20 protein-coding genes are annotated in these 17,149 nt (G+C 68.5%); 10 read left to right on the plus strand and 10 right to left on the minus strand.

Going from position 1 to position 17,149, the window contains the following annotated elements; translation table 11 throughout:
* Positions 1 to 337: 337 nt before the first annotated feature.
* The 6 genes from pdxH to ACIA8G_RS39880 form a co-directional block, all read right to left on the minus strand.
* Positions 338 to 994, minus strand: a complete 657-nt coding sequence (gene pdxH / locus ACIA8G_RS39855) for a pyridoxamine 5'-phosphate oxidase (protein ID WP_396423979.1) — start codon at positions 992 to 994, stop codon at positions 338 to 340.
* 155 nt (positions 995 to 1,149) lie between these two features.
* On the minus strand, positions 1,150 to 1,833 hold the full coding sequence (locus ACIA8G_RS39860) for an urease accessory protein UreD (protein WP_396423980.1): 684 nt from the start codon (positions 1,831 to 1,833) through the stop codon (positions 1,150 to 1,152).
* Between the two features lie 14 nt (positions 1,834 to 1,847).
* Positions 1,848 to 2,483, minus strand: coding sequence for an urease accessory protein UreG (gene ureG, locus ACIA8G_RS39865; protein ID WP_396423981.1), 636 nt, complete (start codon positions 2,481 to 2,483; stop codon positions 1,848 to 1,850).
* Positions 2,473 to 3,084, minus strand: coding sequence for an urease accessory protein UreF (locus ACIA8G_RS39870; RefSeq protein ID WP_396424229.1), 612 nt, complete (start codon positions 3,082 to 3,084; stop codon positions 2,473 to 2,475). Before ACIA8G_RS39870 ends, ureG begins: the two co-directional genes overlap by 11 nt.
* On the minus strand, positions 3,081 to 4,763 hold the full coding sequence (locus ACIA8G_RS39875) for an urease subunit alpha (RefSeq protein WP_396423982.1): 1,683 nt from the start codon (positions 4,761 to 4,763) through the stop codon (positions 3,081 to 3,083). Before ACIA8G_RS39875 ends, ACIA8G_RS39870 begins: the two co-directional genes overlap by 4 nt.
* Positions 4,760 to 5,359, minus strand: a complete 600-nt coding sequence (locus ACIA8G_RS39880; protein ID WP_396423983.1) for an urease subunit gamma — start codon at positions 5,357 to 5,359, stop codon at positions 4,760 to 4,762. The genes ACIA8G_RS39875 and ACIA8G_RS39880 overlap by 4 nt, the downstream gene beginning before the upstream one ends.
* 153 nt (positions 5,360 to 5,512) lie before the next feature.
* Here ACIA8G_RS39880 and ACIA8G_RS39885 point away from each other — a divergent pair, with 153 nt between their 5' ends.
* From ACIA8G_RS39885 to serC, 5 genes are all read left to right on the plus strand, one after another.
* Positions 5,513 to 6,328 carry an ABC transporter ATP-binding protein gene (locus ACIA8G_RS39885; protein WP_396424230.1) on the plus strand — a complete coding sequence of 272 codons (816 nt, stop codon included), beginning with the start codon at positions 5,513 to 5,515 and terminating at the stop codon, positions 6,326 to 6,328.
* Positions 6,325 to 7,122 (plus strand): ABC transporter permease, encoded by a 798-nt coding sequence (locus ACIA8G_RS39890; RefSeq protein ID WP_396423984.1) that lies wholly within the window; start codon positions 6,325 to 6,327, stop codon positions 7,120 to 7,122. Before ACIA8G_RS39885 ends, ACIA8G_RS39890 begins: the two co-directional genes overlap by 4 nt.
* Positions 7,101 to 8,156, plus strand: coding sequence for a sensor histidine kinase (locus tag ACIA8G_RS39895; RefSeq protein WP_396423985.1), 1,056 nt, complete (start codon positions 7,101 to 7,103; stop codon positions 8,154 to 8,156). Before ACIA8G_RS39890 ends, ACIA8G_RS39895 begins: the two co-directional genes overlap by 22 nt.
* Entirely contained in the window at positions 8,153 to 8,755 is a 603-nt protein-coding gene (locus tag ACIA8G_RS39900; RefSeq protein ID WP_396423986.1) for a response regulator, read from the plus strand. The genes ACIA8G_RS39895 and ACIA8G_RS39900 overlap by 4 nt, the downstream gene beginning before the upstream one ends.
* A gap of 111 nt (positions 8,756 to 8,866) precedes the next feature.
* Complete coding sequence (gene serC, locus ACIA8G_RS39905) at positions 8,867 to 9,994, plus strand: phosphoserine transaminase (protein WP_396423987.1); 1,128 nt, start codon at positions 8,867 to 8,869, stop codon at positions 9,992 to 9,994.
* A 65-nt stretch (positions 9,995 to 10,059) separates the two neighbouring features.
* On the opposite strand, the gene ACIA8G_RS39910 is transcribed toward serC, so the two are convergent.
* The 4 genes from ACIA8G_RS39910 to ACIA8G_RS39925 are packed head-to-tail and all read right to left on the minus strand — an operon-like array spanning position 10,060 to position 13,361.
* Entirely contained in the window at positions 10,060 to 11,202 is a 1,143-nt protein-coding gene (locus ACIA8G_RS39910; RefSeq protein ID WP_396423988.1) for an ABC transporter permease, read from the minus strand.
* A complete protein-coding gene (locus ACIA8G_RS39915) occupies positions 11,202 to 11,852 on the minus strand; it encodes an ABC transporter ATP-binding protein (protein WP_396423989.1) in 651 nt (216 codons plus the stop codon). Before ACIA8G_RS39915 ends, ACIA8G_RS39910 begins: the two co-directional genes overlap by 1 nt.
* A complete protein-coding gene (locus ACIA8G_RS39920; protein WP_396423990.1) occupies positions 11,849 to 12,898 on the minus strand; it encodes a peptidoglycan-binding protein in 1,050 nt (349 codons plus the stop codon). Before ACIA8G_RS39920 ends, ACIA8G_RS39915 begins: the two co-directional genes overlap by 4 nt.
* Positions 12,882 to 13,361 carry a hypothetical protein gene (locus ACIA8G_RS39925; RefSeq protein WP_396423991.1) on the minus strand — a complete coding sequence of 160 codons (480 nt, stop codon included), beginning with the start codon at positions 13,359 to 13,361 and terminating at the stop codon, positions 12,882 to 12,884. The genes ACIA8G_RS39920 and ACIA8G_RS39925 overlap by 17 nt, the downstream gene beginning before the upstream one ends.
* An 89-nt stretch (positions 13,362 to 13,450) precedes the next feature.
* Here ACIA8G_RS39925 and ACIA8G_RS39930 point away from each other — a divergent pair, with 89 nt between their 5' ends.
* From ACIA8G_RS39930 to ACIA8G_RS39950, 5 genes are all read left to right on the plus strand, one after another.
* Positions 13,451 to 14,110, plus strand: coding sequence for a response regulator transcription factor (locus tag ACIA8G_RS39930; RefSeq protein ID WP_396423992.1), 660 nt, complete (start codon positions 13,451 to 13,453; stop codon positions 14,108 to 14,110).
* The gene (locus ACIA8G_RS39935; protein WP_396423993.1) at positions 14,107 to 15,243 is read left to right on the plus strand and encodes a sensor histidine kinase; all 1,137 of its coding nucleotides are present in this window, start codon (positions 14,107 to 14,109) and stop codon (positions 15,241 to 15,243) included. Before ACIA8G_RS39930 ends, ACIA8G_RS39935 begins: the two co-directional genes overlap by 4 nt.
* 101 nt (positions 15,244 to 15,344) lie before the next feature.
* Positions 15,345 to 16,283: a septation protein SepH gene (gene sepH, locus ACIA8G_RS39940; protein ID WP_396423994.1), complete on the plus strand. Its 939-nt coding sequence runs from the start codon at positions 15,345 to 15,347 to the stop codon at positions 16,281 to 16,283.
* Positions 16,284 to 16,299: 16 nt separating this feature from the next.
* Positions 16,300 to 16,638, plus strand: coding sequence for a hypothetical protein (locus ACIA8G_RS39945; protein WP_396423995.1), 339 nt, complete (start codon positions 16,300 to 16,302; stop codon positions 16,636 to 16,638).
* Between the two features lie 64 nt (positions 16,639 to 16,702).
* Positions 16,703 to 17,143 carry a hypothetical protein gene (locus tag ACIA8G_RS39950; protein WP_396423996.1) on the plus strand — a complete coding sequence of 147 codons (441 nt, stop codon included), beginning with the start codon at positions 16,703 to 16,705 and terminating at the stop codon, positions 17,141 to 17,143.
* Positions 17,144 to 17,149 lie beyond the last annotated feature (6 nt).

Below are 17,149 nucleotides of genomic sequence, written 5' to 3' on the forward strand. Positions count from 1 at the left end.
TGCCGCGCCTGGGGGATGAGGTCAAGTCGACACGCTTTTCGTCGACTTGACCTCATCCCCCAGGTGTGGCTGCCTCCCGTGTGACTCGTGACGGGGACCCCACCGCCAACGCAACCACCTACGCAACGCGCAGCCGCCCAATGCAACAGGCGTGCCATCAACCCGCGACCGGCGCGGACCCCCAGATCAGATTGTCAGGGGGTCTGGGGGACGGAGTCCCCCAGGGGAAGCACGCAACCGGAACCCGCCATCGCAACCGGACCACCTACGCAACCGGAGCGCACAGCAAAAGGGGCGCCTCCGCCCACAGAGACGCCCCACAACCAAGCCTCAAAACCTACGGAGCAACCCTCTCGAGCTGCCACCCATCCCGCCCCAACCGGAACCGCATCCGATCATGCATCCGATCCCGCCGCCCCTGCCAGAACTCAACCTCTTCAGGCCGAATCCGCCACCCACCCCAATGAGGCGGAACAGGAATCTTCTCGGTATCAGCAAACTGCCGCTCAATCTTGTGCAGAGCAGAATCCAAAGTGGACCGCCCAGTCACAACTCGAGACTGAGGCGAAGCCCAAGCCCCGATCTGCGACCCCCGAGGCCGGGAGTTCCAGTACTCGGCAGTCTCAACGGGCCCGACCTTCTCCACAGTCCCGCGAACATGAGCCTGACGCTGCATCGCAAACCACGGGAAGGTGGCCGAGGCATACCGAGTAGCCATCAAATCGTGCGACTTGTTAGAGGTGTAGTTGGTGTAGAACACCACCCCACGGGCGTCGAGGCCCTTTGCCAGCACCGTCCGCGAAGAGGGACGGCCTTTCGTGTCCGTCGTGGCCAGCACCATCGCGTTCGGTTCCGGAAGGCCGGCACCGGAGGCCTGGTCGAGCCACAACTGGAGCTGTTCGTGCCAGGTGGCGGCAAGCTCCGACTCGCTCAGCGAGCCCTGCTCGTACGACACGCGCATCGCCGGTAGTGCGATGTTCGTGGTCTCCGTCATCGGCGAACCTCCAAGCGGCGGCAGAACTCGTGGTCCCTGGACCCGCGACCATACGCACGGCGAACGGATCCCGAAACCGCCTGCGCGGTGATGACCACCACCTGAACGGTGACTGTCCGTACAAAGAACAGTTCTGGATCGAGAACGGGATCGAGTCAGATGGCATCGAGCACACGTGTGACCGTGACCACGTCATCACCCAGTGCGGTGGCCAGGGTTCCGCCCGCTGCCAAGGGAACGACGTTCCACCACTCCCCGCCATCGGCAGCCCTCGGCACCGCGTCCAGCACCAGCTCCGTGCCGATGACCCGCTTCCCGGCCAGTCCCGCCGGAGACGAGTCGACCGGAGGCGAGCCGACGACCAGCTGTTGATGCAACAACGGCTTGCCGCAACGGGTTGCACGTACCGAGGTGGACAGTGCGCCGGCCGCCTCGCCGGTGCGGCCGAGGACCAGCACCTCTCGGGTCCGCAACTCAGCGTGACTGTCCAATTCGGCCTCCACCACTGCCGTGTGGTGCGCGCGGCCCGTCACAACGGTCGGTTCTGGCAGGTAACGGACGGAACCTTCGACCAGGAACCGGACCACGGAGGACGATTCCGCGCCGGACGAGCCGGGCAACAGCAGGGTCGCCGCAACACCTCGCAGCTCAAGTGAGGCTCCAGGACCGACTTCGACGGTCAGGCACAACGAATCGCCGCCCAGCGGCGCGGTGACCGAGCTGACGAGGCGCACCAGCGCCACCGGGCCCACCCGCCGGTGCGGCACGAGGGTCAGCGGCGACTGGGAGCGCAGGACCCGCACGACGCTGTTGCCGTGCGAGTCCAACGAGACGACCAAGCGCGCTGCAGCTTTCACAGCTGGGCCAGCACCCACTTGGCGACCTCGGGCGCGTCCGGCGTCTCGACCAGCGACTGGGCGATGACCGGCAGCTCACCGCGCATCCGGTGCGCGTCGGAGATCATCACGTCCATGTCGGCGCCGACGAACGGCGCCAGGTCGGTCTTGTTGATCACCAGCAGGTCCGCGGTCGTGACGCCGGGGCCGCCCTTGCGCGGCACCTTGTCGCCGCCGGCCACGTCGACGACGAAGATCTGCCGGTCGACCAGGCCGCGGGAGAACACCGCGGTCAGGTTGTCGCCGCCGCTCTCGATGATCACCAGGTCCAGGCCGGAGAACCGGTGCTCCAGCCTCTCCACCGCGTCGAGGTTCGCGGTGATGTCGTCGCGGATCGCGGTGTGCGGGCAGCACCCGGTCTGCACGGCCTCGATGCGCGACGGGTCCAGCACGCCCGCGCGACGCAGGAAGTCGGCGTCCTCGGTCGTGTAGATGTCGTTGGTGACCACCGCGAGCTCCAGCTGCGCGCCCAGGGCCCGGCAGAGAGCGGCCGTCAGCGCGGTCTTGCCGCTGCCGACCGGGCCGCCGATGCCGATGCGCGGCGCGGCCCCGTGGTGGTGATCATGCGGGTCGGGCCCGTGGTTAGCTCCCAAAGAGACGCACCCCTTCACGTCGAACATGTGCCTCGGCCAGCAAATCCAAGGCAGGTGAACCCAGCGCGGGCAGTTCCTTACAAGCCCGCGCAGCAACTTCCTCGACACCGAGAGAAGCCACGATCGCGTTGACCCCGAACGGGTCGAGTCCGAGCAACCTGACCGCCGCCGACGCCGGTCCGCTCACGGCAAGATATGCGCAGGTCAGCGCGGCTTCGTACGGCTCACCGATCAGCACCCCGATCACCAATGGCTGGTGCGGGTTTCGAGATAGCGCATCGAGCCGCGCGGACGGCCACGCCCGGCGCGCCGCTCGCAACATGCCGCGTCCCTGCGCCCGCGAGGCTTCCCGTTGCGCGGGTGACGGCGTGCGGGCGTCAAGTTCAAGATCCAGCACCGCAAGGTCCTCGCCGCGCGCCGCCGCGGCCGCGAAACCTGCCGCCAGCAACCCGGCGGTGGCCAGACGACCGTGCAGGAACGACTCCAGCGACGGCTCGTCGGTGACCAACTTGCGCGCGGCGGCCTCCTCCAGGCCGCCGGAGTGCACGTGGCCGCCGCCGGGGAACCGGGAGTCGGCGAGGATCAGCGCGGTCAGCATCAGAACAGGAAATATCGTTGGGCCATCGGTAGTTCGGCGACCGGCGCGGGCTCCACCAGTGCGCCGTCGACGTGCACGGCGAAGCTGTCCGGATCGACCCGCACGTCCGGCATCGCGTCGTTGAGCACCATGTCCGCCTTGGTGACCGACCGCGTGTTGGTCACCGGCAGCACCCGCCGCGCGTACCGATCGGCGATCCCGGCCTCGATGGCTTGGGGCGCAACGAAGAAGACCGAAGAGGCCGCACCGGCCGTGGCACCGAACATCGGCCGCGCCCACACCGGCTGCGGCGTCGGGATCGAGGCGTTCGCGTCACCCATCGCACCCCACGCGATGAACCCGCCCTTCAGCACCACCGAAGGCCGGACGCCGAAGAACTTGGGCTCCCACAACACCAGATCGGCGAGCTTGCCGACCTCGACCGAACCGACCTCGCCATCGATCCCGTGCGCGATCGCCGGGTTGATCGTGTACTTCGCGACGTACCGCCGCGCCCGCAGATTTGAGTCCATCGACCGACGGGACTGCATGACGTGCGCGGTCTGCCAGGTCCGGATGATCACTTCGCCGACCCGGCCCATCGCCTGGGAATCAGAGCTGATCATCGAGATCGCGCCCAGGTCGTGCAGGAGGTCCTCGGCCGCGATCGTGGTCGGCCGGATGCGCGACTCCGCGAACGCCAGGTCCTCCGGCACGGACGGGTTGAGGTGGTGGCACACCATCAGCATGTCGAGGTGTTCCTCGAGCGTGTTGACGGTGTGCGGGCGCGTCGGGTTCGTCGACGACGGCAGCACGTTCGGCAGCGAGACGACCCGGATGATGTCCGGCGCGTGCCCGCCGCCGGCGCCCTCCGAGTGGTAGGCGTTGATCGACCTGCCGCCGATGGCGTCCACAGTGGACTCCAGGAAGCCGGCCTCGTTCAACGTGTCCGTGTGGATCGCGACCTGCACGCCGGACTCGTCCGCCACCCGCAGGCAGGCGTCGATCGCGGCGGGTGTGGTGCCCCAGTCCTCGTGCAGCTTGAAGCCACCGGCGCCACCGGTCAGCTGCTCGTGCAGACCTTCGACGGAGACCGTGTTCCCCTTGCCCAGCAACAGGACGTTGATCGGCATGTGGTCCATCGACGTCAGCATGCGGTCGAGGTACCAGGCGCCGGGCGTGACGGTGGTGGCCTTCGTGCCCTCCGCCGGACCGGTGCCACCGCCGACCAGCGTGGTCAGCCCGGACACCAGCGCCTCGTCCACGATCTGCGGGCAGATGAAGTGCACGTGGCAGTCGATGCCGCCGGCGGTCAGGATCTTTCCGTTGCCGGACAGGATCTCCGTGGACGGGCCGATGACGAGCGAGGGGTGGACGCCGTCCATCGTGTCCGGGTTGCCGGCCTTGCCGATCGCGACGATCCGCCCGTCCCGCACGCCGACGTCGGCCTTGACGACACCCCAGTGGTCGAGGATCACCGCACCCGTGATGACCAGGTCCGGCGCACCTTCGGCACGGGTCGCGACGCCCTGTCCCATCGACTCGCGGATGACCTTGCCGCCACCGAAGATCACCTCGTCACCGGAACCGGTGCCGCGGGCGAGATCCTCGGTGACCTCGATGAACAGGTCGGTGTCAGCGAGCCGGATGCGGTCGCCCACGGTCGGCCCGAGCAGCTCGGCGTAACGCTCGCGGTCGATCATCGCTGCAACCCCCGGACGATCCTCAACCCTGCCAGCGGAACCAGCGTGACCTCGCGCTCGACCCCCGGCTCGAACCGCACCGCGGTGCCCGCCGGGATGTCGAGCCGGTAGCCGAACGCCTGGGTGCGGTCGAACTCCAGGCCCGTGTTGACCGACGCGAAGTGGAAGTGCGACCCGACCTGAACAGGCCGGTCAGCGACGTTGACCACGGTCATCGTGACGCGCGGCCGGCCGGGGTTCAGCTCGACGGGTTCTGATCCGACGATCACCTCACCCGGCGCGGGACCGGCGGACGGCGCGATCGGGTGGTGCACCGTGACGAGCTTGGTGCCGTCCGGGAACGTCCCCTCGACCTGCACCGAGTCGATCATCTCCGGCACCCCGCGCATGACCTGCTCCGGCGCCAGCACCGTGCGCCCGCTCTCCATCAGCTCGCTGACCGTGCGGCCGTCCCGCGCGCCCTCCAGCACGTGGTCGGTGATCAACGCGACGGCCTCGGGGTAGTTGAGCAACACCCCGCGTTCGAGCCGGCGGCGAGCCACGTCGGCAGCGACGTGCACGAGGAGCTTGTCGCGTTCATGCGGCGTCAGATGCACCCGGTTGTTCTAACACGCGAAAGCTCCCTATCGCGGAGTGGAAACACGGCCGAAACACGGTCGCGTGTCCACCGACCGGTTGACAGCCGGGGTCGGTCGCGCGGTCGTCCCTCCAGGCACCCCCGAAACCGCAGGATTTACCCCATGAACGCGATTCGGGTGAGGGGCCTGAAGAAGGCCTACAAGGACCACCAGGCGGTGGACGGGGTGGACCTCGACGTCGCACGGGGCGAGGTGTTCGCCGTGCTCGGGCCGAACGGCGCGGGCAAGACCACGACCGTCGAGATCCTGGAAGCACACCGCAGCCGCGACAGCGGCGAGGTGAGCGTGCTCGGCGTCGACCCGGCCAAGGCCGACCGGGTGTGGCGCGCACGGCTCGGCATCGTGCTGCAGAGCGCGAGCGACGCCGCGAACCTCACGGTCACCGAGTCGGTGCGGCACTACGCCAAGTACTACGGCGACCCGCGCGACCCGGACGAGGTGATCGAACTCGTCGGGCTGAAGGAGAAGGCCAAGGCCCGCGCCGGCACGTTGTCCGGTGGCCAGCGACGCAGGCTGGACGTGGCGCTCGGCATCATCGGCCGCCCCGAGCTGCTGTTCCTGGACGAACCGACCACGGGCTTCGACCCGGAGGCGCGCCGGCAGTTCTGGAGCCTGATCAAGGACCTGGCCGCCGAGGGCACCACGATCCTGCTGACCACGCACTACCTGGACGAGGCCGAGGCGCTCGCCGACCGCGTGGCCGTGCTCGCGGGCGGCCGGATCGTCGCCGAGGGCACGCCGCAGACGCTGGGCGGCCGTGCGCACGCCGACGCGACCGTGCGCTGGCTGTCCACCCGCGGCTACCAGGAAATCCGCACTTCCGAACCCACCAAGGCGATCGCCGAGCTGTCCAGGCACGGCGAACTGGCCGAACTCACCGTCACCCGCCCGTCGCTGGAAGACGTCTACCTGGAGCTGATCGCATGACCACCGCCGTACTGCCCGGAACGCTCGAGCTGGGTCTCGCGAGGGGTGCGACCGAGCTGCGGGAGTTCTTCCGGCAGAAGGAAAACCTCATCTTCACGGTGTCGCTGCCCGCGATCCTGATGCTCCTGCTCGGCACGGTCTACGTGACGGAAGCCGCGCACGGGCAGATGTTCGCGGCCAGCATGATCGGTGCCGGCATCATTTCGACGTCGTTCGTCGGACTCGGCATGAGCGTGGTGGCCGACCGCGAGGACGGCACATTGAAGCGCCTGCACGGCATGCCGATGCCGTTCACGTCCTACTTCATCGGCAAGATCGTCCTGGTCTTCGTGTCGAGCCTCTTCGAGGCGGTGCTGCTGCTCGCGGTGGCGATGATCCGGTTCGACGTCGAGCTGCCGACGTCCGCGGCGAAGTGGCTGACGTTCGGCTGGGTGTTCGTGCTCGGCGTGATCTCCTGCTCGCTGATCGGTGTCGCGGTCAGCTCGATCGCCTCGTCCACCCGCAGCGCGGCCGGAGTGCTGAACCTGCCGTACATCGTGCTGCAGTTCCTGTCGGGTGTGTTCATCATGCAGACGGCGCTGCCGGACTCGCTGCGCACCGTGGGGTCGATCTTCCCGCTGAAGTGGGTGTGTCAGGGTTTCCGGTCGGTGTTCGCGCTGGACGACGGCTACGCGGTCATGGAGGCGGCGGGATCATGGGAGCTGGGCAGGATCGCGCTGGTGCTGGGGGCGTGGACGATCGTCGGTCTGCTGCTCGTGAGCAGGACCTTCAGGTGGAGCAACGCCAGCCGCTGACGACCTGGTACGTCCTCTTCGCCCTGACCCAGACCACCGCGTTCGTGATCATCCTGCTGGACCGCAACCCCCTCGCCGACCGCCTGTCGGCGGCGGGGCTGCTGGTCCTGAACGCGCTGTGGTTCCTGGCGTACGGCAGGAAGCTGTGCGAGCTGGGCCGCGACGACTGGCGCGGCTTCATCTACGCGGCGGGGTCGCTGGCCACCTTCGCACCGGCGGTGTGGTTCAGCGGCAACGCCACGTTCGCGTTGTTCGGCCTGGTACCGCAGCTCTACATGGTGCTGCCGACGTTCTGGGCGTTCTTCCCGATGGTGGTCTTCGTGTTCACCCCGCAGATCCTGACCTGGGTCGCGGGCGCCGAATCCGCGCTGCCCTGGCCGGCGGCGCTGCTGATCATCGGCTTCTCCCAGGCGTTCGGGTGGTCGGTGAACCGGATCGCACGGCAGAACGAGCAGCGCGGCGAACTGCTGCAACGCATCGAGGCGCTGACGATCGAGGCCGAACGGGCCAGGTGGTCGGCGGACATCCACGACACGCTGGCGCAGGGCTTCACATCGATCATCACGTTGCTGCAGGGCGCGCAGCCGAACGTGGAGCTGGCGCTGCAGACCGCGCGGGAGAACCTCCGCGAGGCACGGGCCCTGGTCGCCTCCAACGCACCGTCTCCTTTGGACGGTTCCTCACTGGAGGACGCGTTGCGGCGACTGGTCTCCGGGGTGGCGATGCCGTCGTCGTTCCGGGTGATCGGAGATCCGGTCGGGCTGCCGACCTCCACCGAGGTGGTGCTGCTGCGAGCCGCGCAGGAGGCGCTCAACAACGTGGCCCGGCACTCCGAGGCCTCGCGGGTCGACGTGGTGCTCCGGTTCGACTCCGAGGACGTCTCGCTGGAGGTGCGCGACGACGGGCGTGGGTTCGGTGAGACTCCGGAGGGCTTCGGCCTGCGGGGCATGCGCGCACGGCTGGAACAAGTGGGTGGGACGCTTTCCCTGTTCTCCGACGAGGGGGCGTCAGTGCTGGTGGAGGTGCCGCTGTGATCAGGATTCTGCTGGTGGACGACCATCCCGTGGTCCGTCAGGGCCTGCGCGGCATGCTCGTGGCCGATGATCTCGAGGTCGTCGGTGACGCGGGGTCCGGGCAGGAGGCCATCTCGCAGGCTGCCTTGTTGAAGCCCGACGTCGTGCTGATGGACCTGCGGATGCCCGAGATGGACGGCGTCGCGGCGACCGCGAAGATCGTCGGGACCGGGCCGCGCGTGCTCGTGCTCACGACCTACGAGACCGATTCGGACATTCTTCGCGCGGTCGAGGCCGGGGCGTCCGGGTACCTGCTGAAGGACTCGACGACCGAGGACCTGATCGCGGCCATCCGGGCGGCATCGCGCGGGGAGACCGTGCTGGCTCCGTCGATGGTCGCGAAGGTGGTCGGGCAGGTTCGCACGCCGCCGTTGTCCGCGCGGGAGGCCGAGGTGTTGCGGCTGGTGGCGAAGGGGATGTCCAACGTCGAGATCGGACGGACGCTGTTCATCTCGGAGGCGACCGTGAAAACTCACCTCCTGAGGGTGTTCAACAAGCTGGGCGTGTCCGATCGCACTGCAGCTGTCACTACGGCGATGGATCGAGGCATGTTGCAGTGACCCGCGACACCCGGCTGACACCGTCCGGCTACCTGCCTGCAACACTGTGAGCTCCGGCAACGGCGCCGGTCAGGTCCACTTCAAGTCCGATCGCCCCGGAGGCGTGACCACATGACCCAGACCGCCGATCCGACCTCGTTGGTGCTTCCCGCCGAGCTCAAGCCGTCCGACGGCCGCTTCGGCTGCGGACCGTCCAAGGTGCGCCCCGAGGCCGTTGCGGCCCTCGCGTCCGAGGGTGCGGCACTGCTCGGCACGTCGCACCGGCAGAAGCCCGTCAAGAACCTCGTCGGCCGCGTCCGTTCCGGACTGCGCGAGCTCTTCCAGCTGCCGGACGGCTACGAGGTCGTGCTCGGCAACGGCGGCACGACGGCGTTCTGGGACGCGGCCAGCTTCGGGCTCGTGCGCGAGACCGCGCAGCACTTCACCAACGGTGAGTTCTCCGCCAAGTTCGCCAAGGTCACCCAGACCGCGCCGTTCCTCAAGGACTCGCTGGTCACCAAGGCCGAGCCGGGCACCACGCCCGAGCTCTTCTACGCCGAGGGCGCCGACCTGGTCGGCTGGGCGCAGAACGAGACCTCGACCGGCGTGGCGATGCCCGTCACCAGGATCGAGGGCTCCGGCGACGCGCTCATCGCGATCGACGCGACGTCCGCCGCCGGTGGTCTGCCGGTCAAGGCCGAGGACTTCGACGTCTACTACTTCGCGCCGCAGAAGTCGTTCGCGAGTGACGGCGGCCTGTGGCTCGCGCTGATGTCGCCCAAGGCGCTGGAGCGCGTCGAGGAGCTCAAGGACCGCTGGGTGCCGGAGTTCCTGTCGCTGCCGACCGCGCTCGACAACTCCACCAAGGACCAGACGTACAACACGCCGTCGGTCGCCACGCTCTTCCTGCTGGCGCACCAGATCGACTGGATCAACGGCAACGGCGGTCTCGACTGGTCGGTCGCGCGCACCAAGGACTCGAGCGACCGCCTGTACGGCTGGGCCGAGAAGACCGCGTACACCACGCCGTACGTGGTGACGGCCGAAGACCGTTCGCAGGTCGTCGGCACGATCAACTTCACCGACGACGTGGACGCGGCGACCGTGGCGAAGGTGTTGCGCGCCAACGGCATCGTGGACGTCGAGCCGTACCGCAAGCTCGGCAAGAACCAGCTGCGGGTCGCGATGTTCCCGGCCATCGAGCCGAACGACGTCACGATCCTCACGCAGGCCATCGACTGGGTCGTCGGCCAGCTCTGACGTAAAGACAACGGAAACGGGGGTGCGCCTAGGAACCGGCGCACCCCCTCTCTCCGAAAAGCTCCTCAGGCGAGTGCCTCCGTCGGCGACTGCCGTGCCGCGCGCACCGCCGGGTAGAGGCCGGAGATCGCCCCGATCAGCATCGCCACCCCCACACCTCCCAGCAGTGCCGGCCACGGCAGCGCCGCCGGCCACTTCTGACTGATCGAGTACCCCGCGGTGACCGCCACTCCGACGATCACCCCGACCAGCCCGCCGAGGCCGGACAGCAGCACCGACTCGGTGAGGAACTGCCACCTGATCTGCCGCCGGGTCGCCCCGAGCGCCCGCCGCAGACCGATTTCCCGCCGGCGTTCCAGCACCGAGATCACCATGGTGTTCGCGACGCCGACACCGCCCACCAGCAACGCGACTCCGCCCAATCCCAGGAACAACGCGTTGTAGGAACTTTCCGCGAGCTTCTGCGCCTCCAGTGCGTCCGACGGCCTGGAGACCTTCACCTCGTTGGCCTGCTTGGGGTTCAGCGTCGGGCCGAGCAGCTTGCGGACGTTGTCCACCTGCTCCTTGTCGGACCGCACGTAGACGGTGCTCGGGTGGCCGTCGAAGCCGAACGCCTCCTTCGCCGCCTCCCAGCCGACGAGCGCGGCGCGGTCGACCTCCGGTGAGAGCTGCAGCGGCGCGAGGATTCCGACGACGGTGAACCACTGGCCGTCGATCCACAGCTGCACGCCGGTCCGCTCGACGCCCAGACGGGAGGCCGCGGTCGCGCCGAGCACGACGGTCTTCTCGCCGGGCTGCAACCACCGGCCCTTGTCCACCTTGCCGTCGAGGACCTTCAGCAGTTCCTGCTCGGCCGCGGAGACCTTGAGCCCCAGCGTGTCGCTGGCCGGCACCATGTCCGACTTGCGCACGTTCGCCGAGATGTTGCCGGTGGCGCTCGCCGCGGTCACCGCGCCGATCCGGCGGGCCATCGGCACCGAGGTGTCGGGCAGTTTGGCGTCCTGGCCGAAGAAGTTCTCGCCCGGTCCCGCGGTCAGGAGGTTCGTGCCGAGCGTGGCGAGCTTGTCCCGCAACGCCTGCGCGCTCGACGCCGGGATGGCGATCACCGCGACCAGCGCCGCGACACCGATCGCGATGCCGAGTGCGGACAGCACCGCGCGCAACGGCCGGGTGCGCATGCCGAAGAAACCCAGGCGCAACAGGTCCATCAGACGATCACCCCGTCGCGCACCTCGACGCGGCGCGGTGCCCGTGCCGCGACGTCGCGGTCGTGCGTGATCAGCACGACCGTGGTGCCGTCGGCGTTCAGGCCCTCCAGCAGCTCCAGCACGCCGGCGCCGGTGCGGGTGTCCAGGTTTCCGGTCGGCTCGTCGGCCAGCAGGATTCCCGGCGTGTTCACCACCGCGCGGGCGATGGCGACGCGCTGCCGTTCGCCACCGGACAGCTCGTGCGGCTTGTGCAGCGCCCGGTTGATCAGCCCGACTCTGTCCAAAGCGGACATCGCCAGCGCGCGGCGCTTGTGCCGGGGCACGCCCGCGTACACCAGTCCCGCGGCGACGTTCTCGATCGCCGACAGTCCGTCGGTGAGGAAGAACTGCTGGAACACGAATCCGATCGTGCGTGCCCGCAACGCGGACAAAGCGTTGTCGGACAAGGAGGACACGTCATGCCCGTCGATCTCGACCGTACCGGTGGTGGGCTTGTCGAGCGTGCCCATGAGGTGCAGCAGCGTCGACTTGCCGGAGCCGGACGGCCCGACGATCGCGAGCATCTCGCCGCCCCCGACGGACAGCGACACGTCCCGCAACGCCTGCACCCCACCGGGATAGGTCCGGCTCGCGTGGTCGATGGTGATCACTCGGTCGTCACCACCTTCATGCCCTCGCGCAGGCCCTCACCGCTGACCTCGACCTGGCCCTTGGCGAACAGGCCGACGGTGACCTTGATGATCTTGCGGTCCTCGGTCTCCACGCCGTAGCCGCCCTCGGCCAGCGCGAGCAGCGCGCCGATCGGCACCGCGAGCACGCCCTGCTTCTTGCCCACGGTGAAGACCGCCGAGACCGTGGCCGAGTCGACGCCTTCCGCCGCGGCCGGGTCGTCGACGGCGATCGTCAGCCGGATCTTCGGCTTGTTGTCCATGCCGCCGCTGCCGTCGGTCTTGGTGAACGACGTGATCGTGCCCGTGGTGGGCTTGCCGCCGGGGATGGAGAGCTCGACCTTCTCGCCCACCTTCGCGAGGCGCTGCTTGTTGGTGTCGACCTCCACGGTGACCGCGCGCTCGGTGCCGGTGACCTTCATCAGGTCACCACCCGAGGGCGCGCCCAGCTGGACGTTCAGCGACGCCACCCGCACCGCGCCTGCCTGCACGACGACGTCGCCCATGCCGAGCTTGCCGTTCTGCTCCAGGCCGTTGGCCTTCTGCCACTTCTTCAGCGCCGACGCGGTGTAGGAGGTGAACTTCTCGTCGGGGGCACCGAAGTCCTTGAACCCCAGTGCGGCGAGATTTTCCTCGACAACTTTGACGTCGGGCCCGTTCGACATACCCGCTTCCAGGTCGCGGTAGAGCGGCACCGCGCCGTAGAACAACGGCACAGGCTTCGCGTCGGACCAGTACACGGGTTTGCCCTGCTCGATGACTGCACCCTGATTCGGCAGCCCGGTGATGGTGCCACTTTTTCTACCTGCCAACGCCCGCTCCGCACCGTAGCCGAGCTGGCCGGACACCGACTGCTGGTCCGCGAGATTCGCCTTCTTGACCTGCGCCGTCTTCACCGGGTCGGACTTCGGCGTCTCCGCGTTGGCCTGGTTCGACGCGATGCGCGTGAGCACCACGACCGAACCCGTGCCGAGCACCACGGCGGTGACGATGGCGGTGATCAGGATCTTCCTACTTACCTTCGGCACTGCTCGACACCTCCATCTGGAAGCCGCAGTCCTTCATGTCCTTCTCGACCTTCTCGTCACCGAGCTCGACCGTCATGCCCTCGCCATCGCCGCCGCTGCCGTCGAAGGTCGGGTCGGGCCAGTTGTGTCCCTTGTCCCGCATGCACTTCGCCTGCTGGCGCATCTTGTCCTGCTCTTCTGGCGACGGCGGCTTGAACTCGCCACCGTTGGGCAGGTGCTGCTTGCACGCGTTGTGGGCGGCGTCCATCTTCTCGGTGTCGCCATCGGCGGGCATGGCCTCCATGCGGACGCCGCCTCCGTCGCCCTCCGGGTCCGGCATGTCGATGCCGTTCTCCCGCATGCACTGGGCGAACTTGACCATGTCGCCAGTGCTGTCCTTGTTGCCGTCCGACTTCTGTTCCTTGGCGCCGCAGGCGGTGAGTGCCATGAGCACTGCCAGCAGCACTGCGATGGTGGGTTTCACGAGGCCATGTCTACGTAGGACGTCATTCGACGGCGTTAAGCGAAAGCCTTTATCCGGCGCTTATGCCCGGTTCGCGGAAAATAGGTGTCATGCGTGTGCTGGTGGTCGAGGACGAGAAGCTGCTCGCGGACACGATCGCCGAGGGGCTGCGCCGGTACTCGATGGCGGTCGACGTCTGCTACGACGGTGAAGCGGCGTTGGAACGGATCGGTGTGCACGCGTACGACGTCGTGGTGCTCGACCGCGATCTACCGCTGGTGCACGGCGACGACGTGTGCAAGGCGGTGCACGCGGGCGGTGGCGAGGCACGCGTGCTGATGCTGACGGCAGCGGCCCAAGTGGACGACCGGGTGGCGGGCCTCGGGCTCGGTGCCGACGACTACCTGACCAAGCCGTTCGCGTTCGCCGAGCTGGTGGCGCGGGTGCAGGCCCTGGGCCGCCGGGCGCGGCCCGCGTTGCCACCGGTGCTCGAACGCGCGGGTGTCACGCTGGACCTGCCCCGGCACCAGGCGTCGCGGAACGGCAGGTTCCTGCCGCTCTCGCCCAAGGAGTTCGCCGTGCTGGAGGTGCTGATGCGAGCGGAAGGCAACGTGGTGAGCCCGGAGGAGCTGTTGGAGAAGGCCTGGGACGAGCACGCCGACCCGTTCACCAACGCCGTGCGGGTGGCGGTGATGACACTGCGCCGCAAGCTGGGCACACCACAGGTCATCGAGACCGTGCCCGGCGCCGGCTACCGGTTCGGCTCGTGAAGCTGCGGACCAGGCTGACGGCCTGGTACGCCGGGGTGTTCCTGATCGCGGGCATCGCCCTCGTCGGGCTCAACTACCTGCTGCTCGCCGAGTGGTTCGGCCCGCTCGACGGCGTTGCCGTGGCGCGGGCGGTCCCGGATCTCCCGTACGAGACGGCGGAGATGCTGACGGTCACGGACTTCCCCGCCGGGACCGAGGCGGTCTCGGCCCAGCAGGTCCAGGCGGACGTCCTGGGCAGGTTGCTCTGGCAGTCGGTCATCGCGCTGCTGATCGCGGCGGTGCTCGCCGTGTGGCTCGGCTGGGTGGTGGCCGGCCGGGTGCTCGCGCCGTTGCACGAGATCACCACGACCGCGCACCGGCTCGAGGCGGAGCGGCTGGACCAGCGGATCGAGCTGGAGGGACCGCCGGACGAGCTGAAGGAGCTCGCGGACACGTTCGACGGGATGCTCGACCGGCTCGCGACGACGTTCGACAGTCAGAAGCGGTTCGTCGCGAACGCCTCGCACGAACTGCGCACGCCGCTCGCGGTGCAGCGGACGTTGATCGAGGTGGCGCTGGCCGATCCGGACGTCACCACCGACATGCGCAAACTCGGAGCGCACCTGCTCGACACGAACGAGCGAAGCGAGAAGCTGATCGACGGGCTGCTGCTGCTCGCGCGCAGTGATCGCGGGCTGACCGCGCGGGAGCTCGTGTGGCTGGACGAGGTGATCGAGGACGAGGTGGAGTCGTGCGCCACACTGGCCGCGGAGAAGGAGGTCACCTTCACCGTGTCCGTGCGGAAGTACCTGGTCGAGGGCGATCCGGTGTTGCTGGCGCAGCTCGTCGGCAACCTGCTGCGCAACGCCGTGCTCTACAACAAACCTGGCGGGACCGTGACAGTCCGGCTTGATCGGGAACTGGTCGTGTCGAACACCGGCCCGACGGTGCCGGCGGAGGCCGTGCCGGGGCTCTTCGAACCGTTCCGGCGGCTGCGCGACCGCACCGGAACCGCTGGATCTGGCCTCGGTCTGTCACTCGTGCAGTCCGTGACGAAGGCTCATCAGGGGGTGGTGAAGGCTCGTCCGAACGGGGGAGGAGGCCTGGTGGTCCAGGTGAACCTTCCGGAAACGGGAGTGCGACAGCCCTCGTGAACTGGCAAGATCACGTAGAGATATCGGCGAGTCTCCCACTTTTCGGAGGCTCGTTGTCCTAACGTTCTTCGCTGGCGAGGTGCAATTTCCGGGAGGCCATGATGCGTGCGCTGCGAGTCATCGGGCTCGACGAGGACGGCAAGTCCGTCATCCTCGAGGACCCCGAGAACCGCGGCGAGCGCTTCACGCTCCCCGCGGACGAGCGACTGCGCGCGGCACTGCGCGGTGACCTGGCGCGGCTCGGTCAGATGCAGATCGAGTCGGGCGAGGCCCTGATGCGGCCGCGTGAGATCCAGGCCCGCATCCGCGCCGGTGAGTCGATCGACCAGGTCGCGGCTGCCGCGGGCATGCCGACGCACCGCATCGAGCGCTTCGCCTACCCCGTGCTCCTGGAGCGGTCGCGCACGGCCGATCTGGCCCAGCGCGCACACCCGGTCCGTGAGGACGGCCCGGACGTGCAGACGCTCGGCGAGGTCGTCGCGCATTCGTTCGGCCAGCGCGGCCACGACCTGCACGAGTCCTCGTGGGACGCGTGGCGTGGTGACGACGGCCGTTGGATCGTGCAGCTGCACTGGAAGACCGGGCGCTCGGACAACCGCGCGCACTGGGCGTTCCACCCCGGTGCGCAGGGCGGCACGGTGACGGCGCTGGACGACGTCGCCGTCGACCTGATGGACCCGAACCCGAACCGGACGCTCCGCACGGTGCGCCCGGTGACGCAGCTGGCGCGGCAGGCGCTGGAGGCGACCCCGGTCGCCGCAACTCCCGCACCCGCTCCCGCACCTGTCGTGGAGGAGCCGGCACCCGTGCCGGTGCAGGCACCCGCTCCGGCTCCGGTCGTGGCGGAGAAGCCGGTTCAGGAGAAGCTGCCTGAGCCGGAGCCCACGCCTGCCCCTCCGCCTGCACCGCCGGTGCAGGAGCCGGAGCCCGCTGCGGAGAAGCCGGTGCGCAAGGACCCTCCTCCCAAGCGGGGGAAGAAGAACCACCCCATCGTCCCGTCGTGGGAAGACGTTTTACTCGGCGTGCGGTCGAACCGCTGATTGAGGCGCCGACGCCGTGGGACGTCGTGTCGCGCTGGCTGCCGGAGTGGGTGCACTCCTCGGGCTGGCCTGGTGGGGAGTGTTCGAGCTCATCTCCTCGGGCGCTGTCTGCACGTTCGAAGACTGGGGCTGCCTCGGGACCCTCGTGATGACCGTGCCGGTCTTCGCGGTGGTCGGGGCGGTTCTGGGTTGGTTCGCTCTACGTTCTCTGAAGGTGTCGCGGGCAGGGCTGGTGGCCGTGCCCGCGACCCTCATGGCGGTGCTGGCGATGGTGTTTCTCGCCCTGGGCCTGCCCTATCTCGCGTTCGCGGTGTTCGCGGCGCTGTACGCGTTGATCGCCGTGCTCACCAAGTGAAGGTGCTGTGGAGGGTTGGTGCAGATCAGCCTGATCGCTTCGAAGATCAGGTAGCTCTTGGCGCATGTTGTCGCGCACGGTTGTGGGGGCATGCGCTGGAGCCCTCGTCGGCGCTGGATTCGCGCTGACCCTCGACGGACTCAGGCAGTACTGCTATCTCAGACCAGGCCGCACCGGATGCGGTGACTCGAGCCTGCTGCTTCTCCCGCCGATCTTCGCGTTGTGGATGCTCGTCGCCGGCGCGCTGATCTACGCCGGGTTCCGGGCAGCGCGCGTTGATCGCGGGTGGTCGGCGACCGGGATCGGCAGCGGGCTGTGGGTCGTGCTGATCGTGGCGGTTGTCTGGTTCAAGACCCTCTTCCTCGACATGTACCAGGAGGACGGCCACCGCTTCCTGATGACGGCCTCGGTGATCGTTCCGTGCATCGCCTATGCGATCGCCGCGTTGTGCACCGGCCGGTCGCGTAGTTCTGCGCATGGCGAGGCGGCTCGGAAGTCGCCATGATCGACC

The sequence above is a fragment of the Lentzea sp. NPDC051213 genome (genome assembly GCF_044455585.1).
Taxonomy (GTDB): Bacteria; Actinomycetota; Actinomycetes; order Mycobacteriales; family Pseudonocardiaceae; genus Lentzea.

Bases quoted from the DNA above. Each gene is read 5' to 3' on its own strand.
- pdxH (WP_396423979.1), bottom strand. From the start codon at position 994: ATGACGGAGACCACGAACATCGCACTACCGGCGATGCGCGTGTCGTAC.
- ACIA8G_RS39875 (WP_396423982.1), bottom strand. From the start codon at position 4,763: ATGATCGACCGCGAGCGTTACGCCGAGCTGCTCGGGCCGACCGTGGGC.
- ACIA8G_RS39890 (WP_396423984.1), top strand. From the start codon at position 6,325: ATGACCACCGCCGTACTGCCCGGAACGCTCGAGCTGGGTCTCGCGAGG.
- serC (WP_396423987.1), top strand. From the start codon at position 8,867: ATGACCCAGACCGCCGATCCGACCTCGTTGGTGCTTCCCGCCGAGCTC.
- ACIA8G_RS39910 (WP_396423988.1), bottom strand. From the start codon at position 11,202: ATGGACCTGTTGCGCCTGGGTTTCTTCGGCATGCGCACCCGGCCGTTG.
- ACIA8G_RS39930 (WP_396423992.1), top strand. From the start codon at position 13,451: ATGCGTGTGCTGGTGGTCGAGGACGAGAAGCTGCTCGCGGACACGATC.
- sepH (WP_396423994.1), top strand. From the start codon at position 15,345: ATGCGTGCGCTGCGAGTCATCGGGCTCGACGAGGACGGCAAGTCCGTC.
- ACIA8G_RS39950 (WP_396423996.1), top strand. From the start codon at position 16,703: ATGTTGTCGCGCACGGTTGTGGGGGCATGCGCTGGAGCCCTCGTCGGC.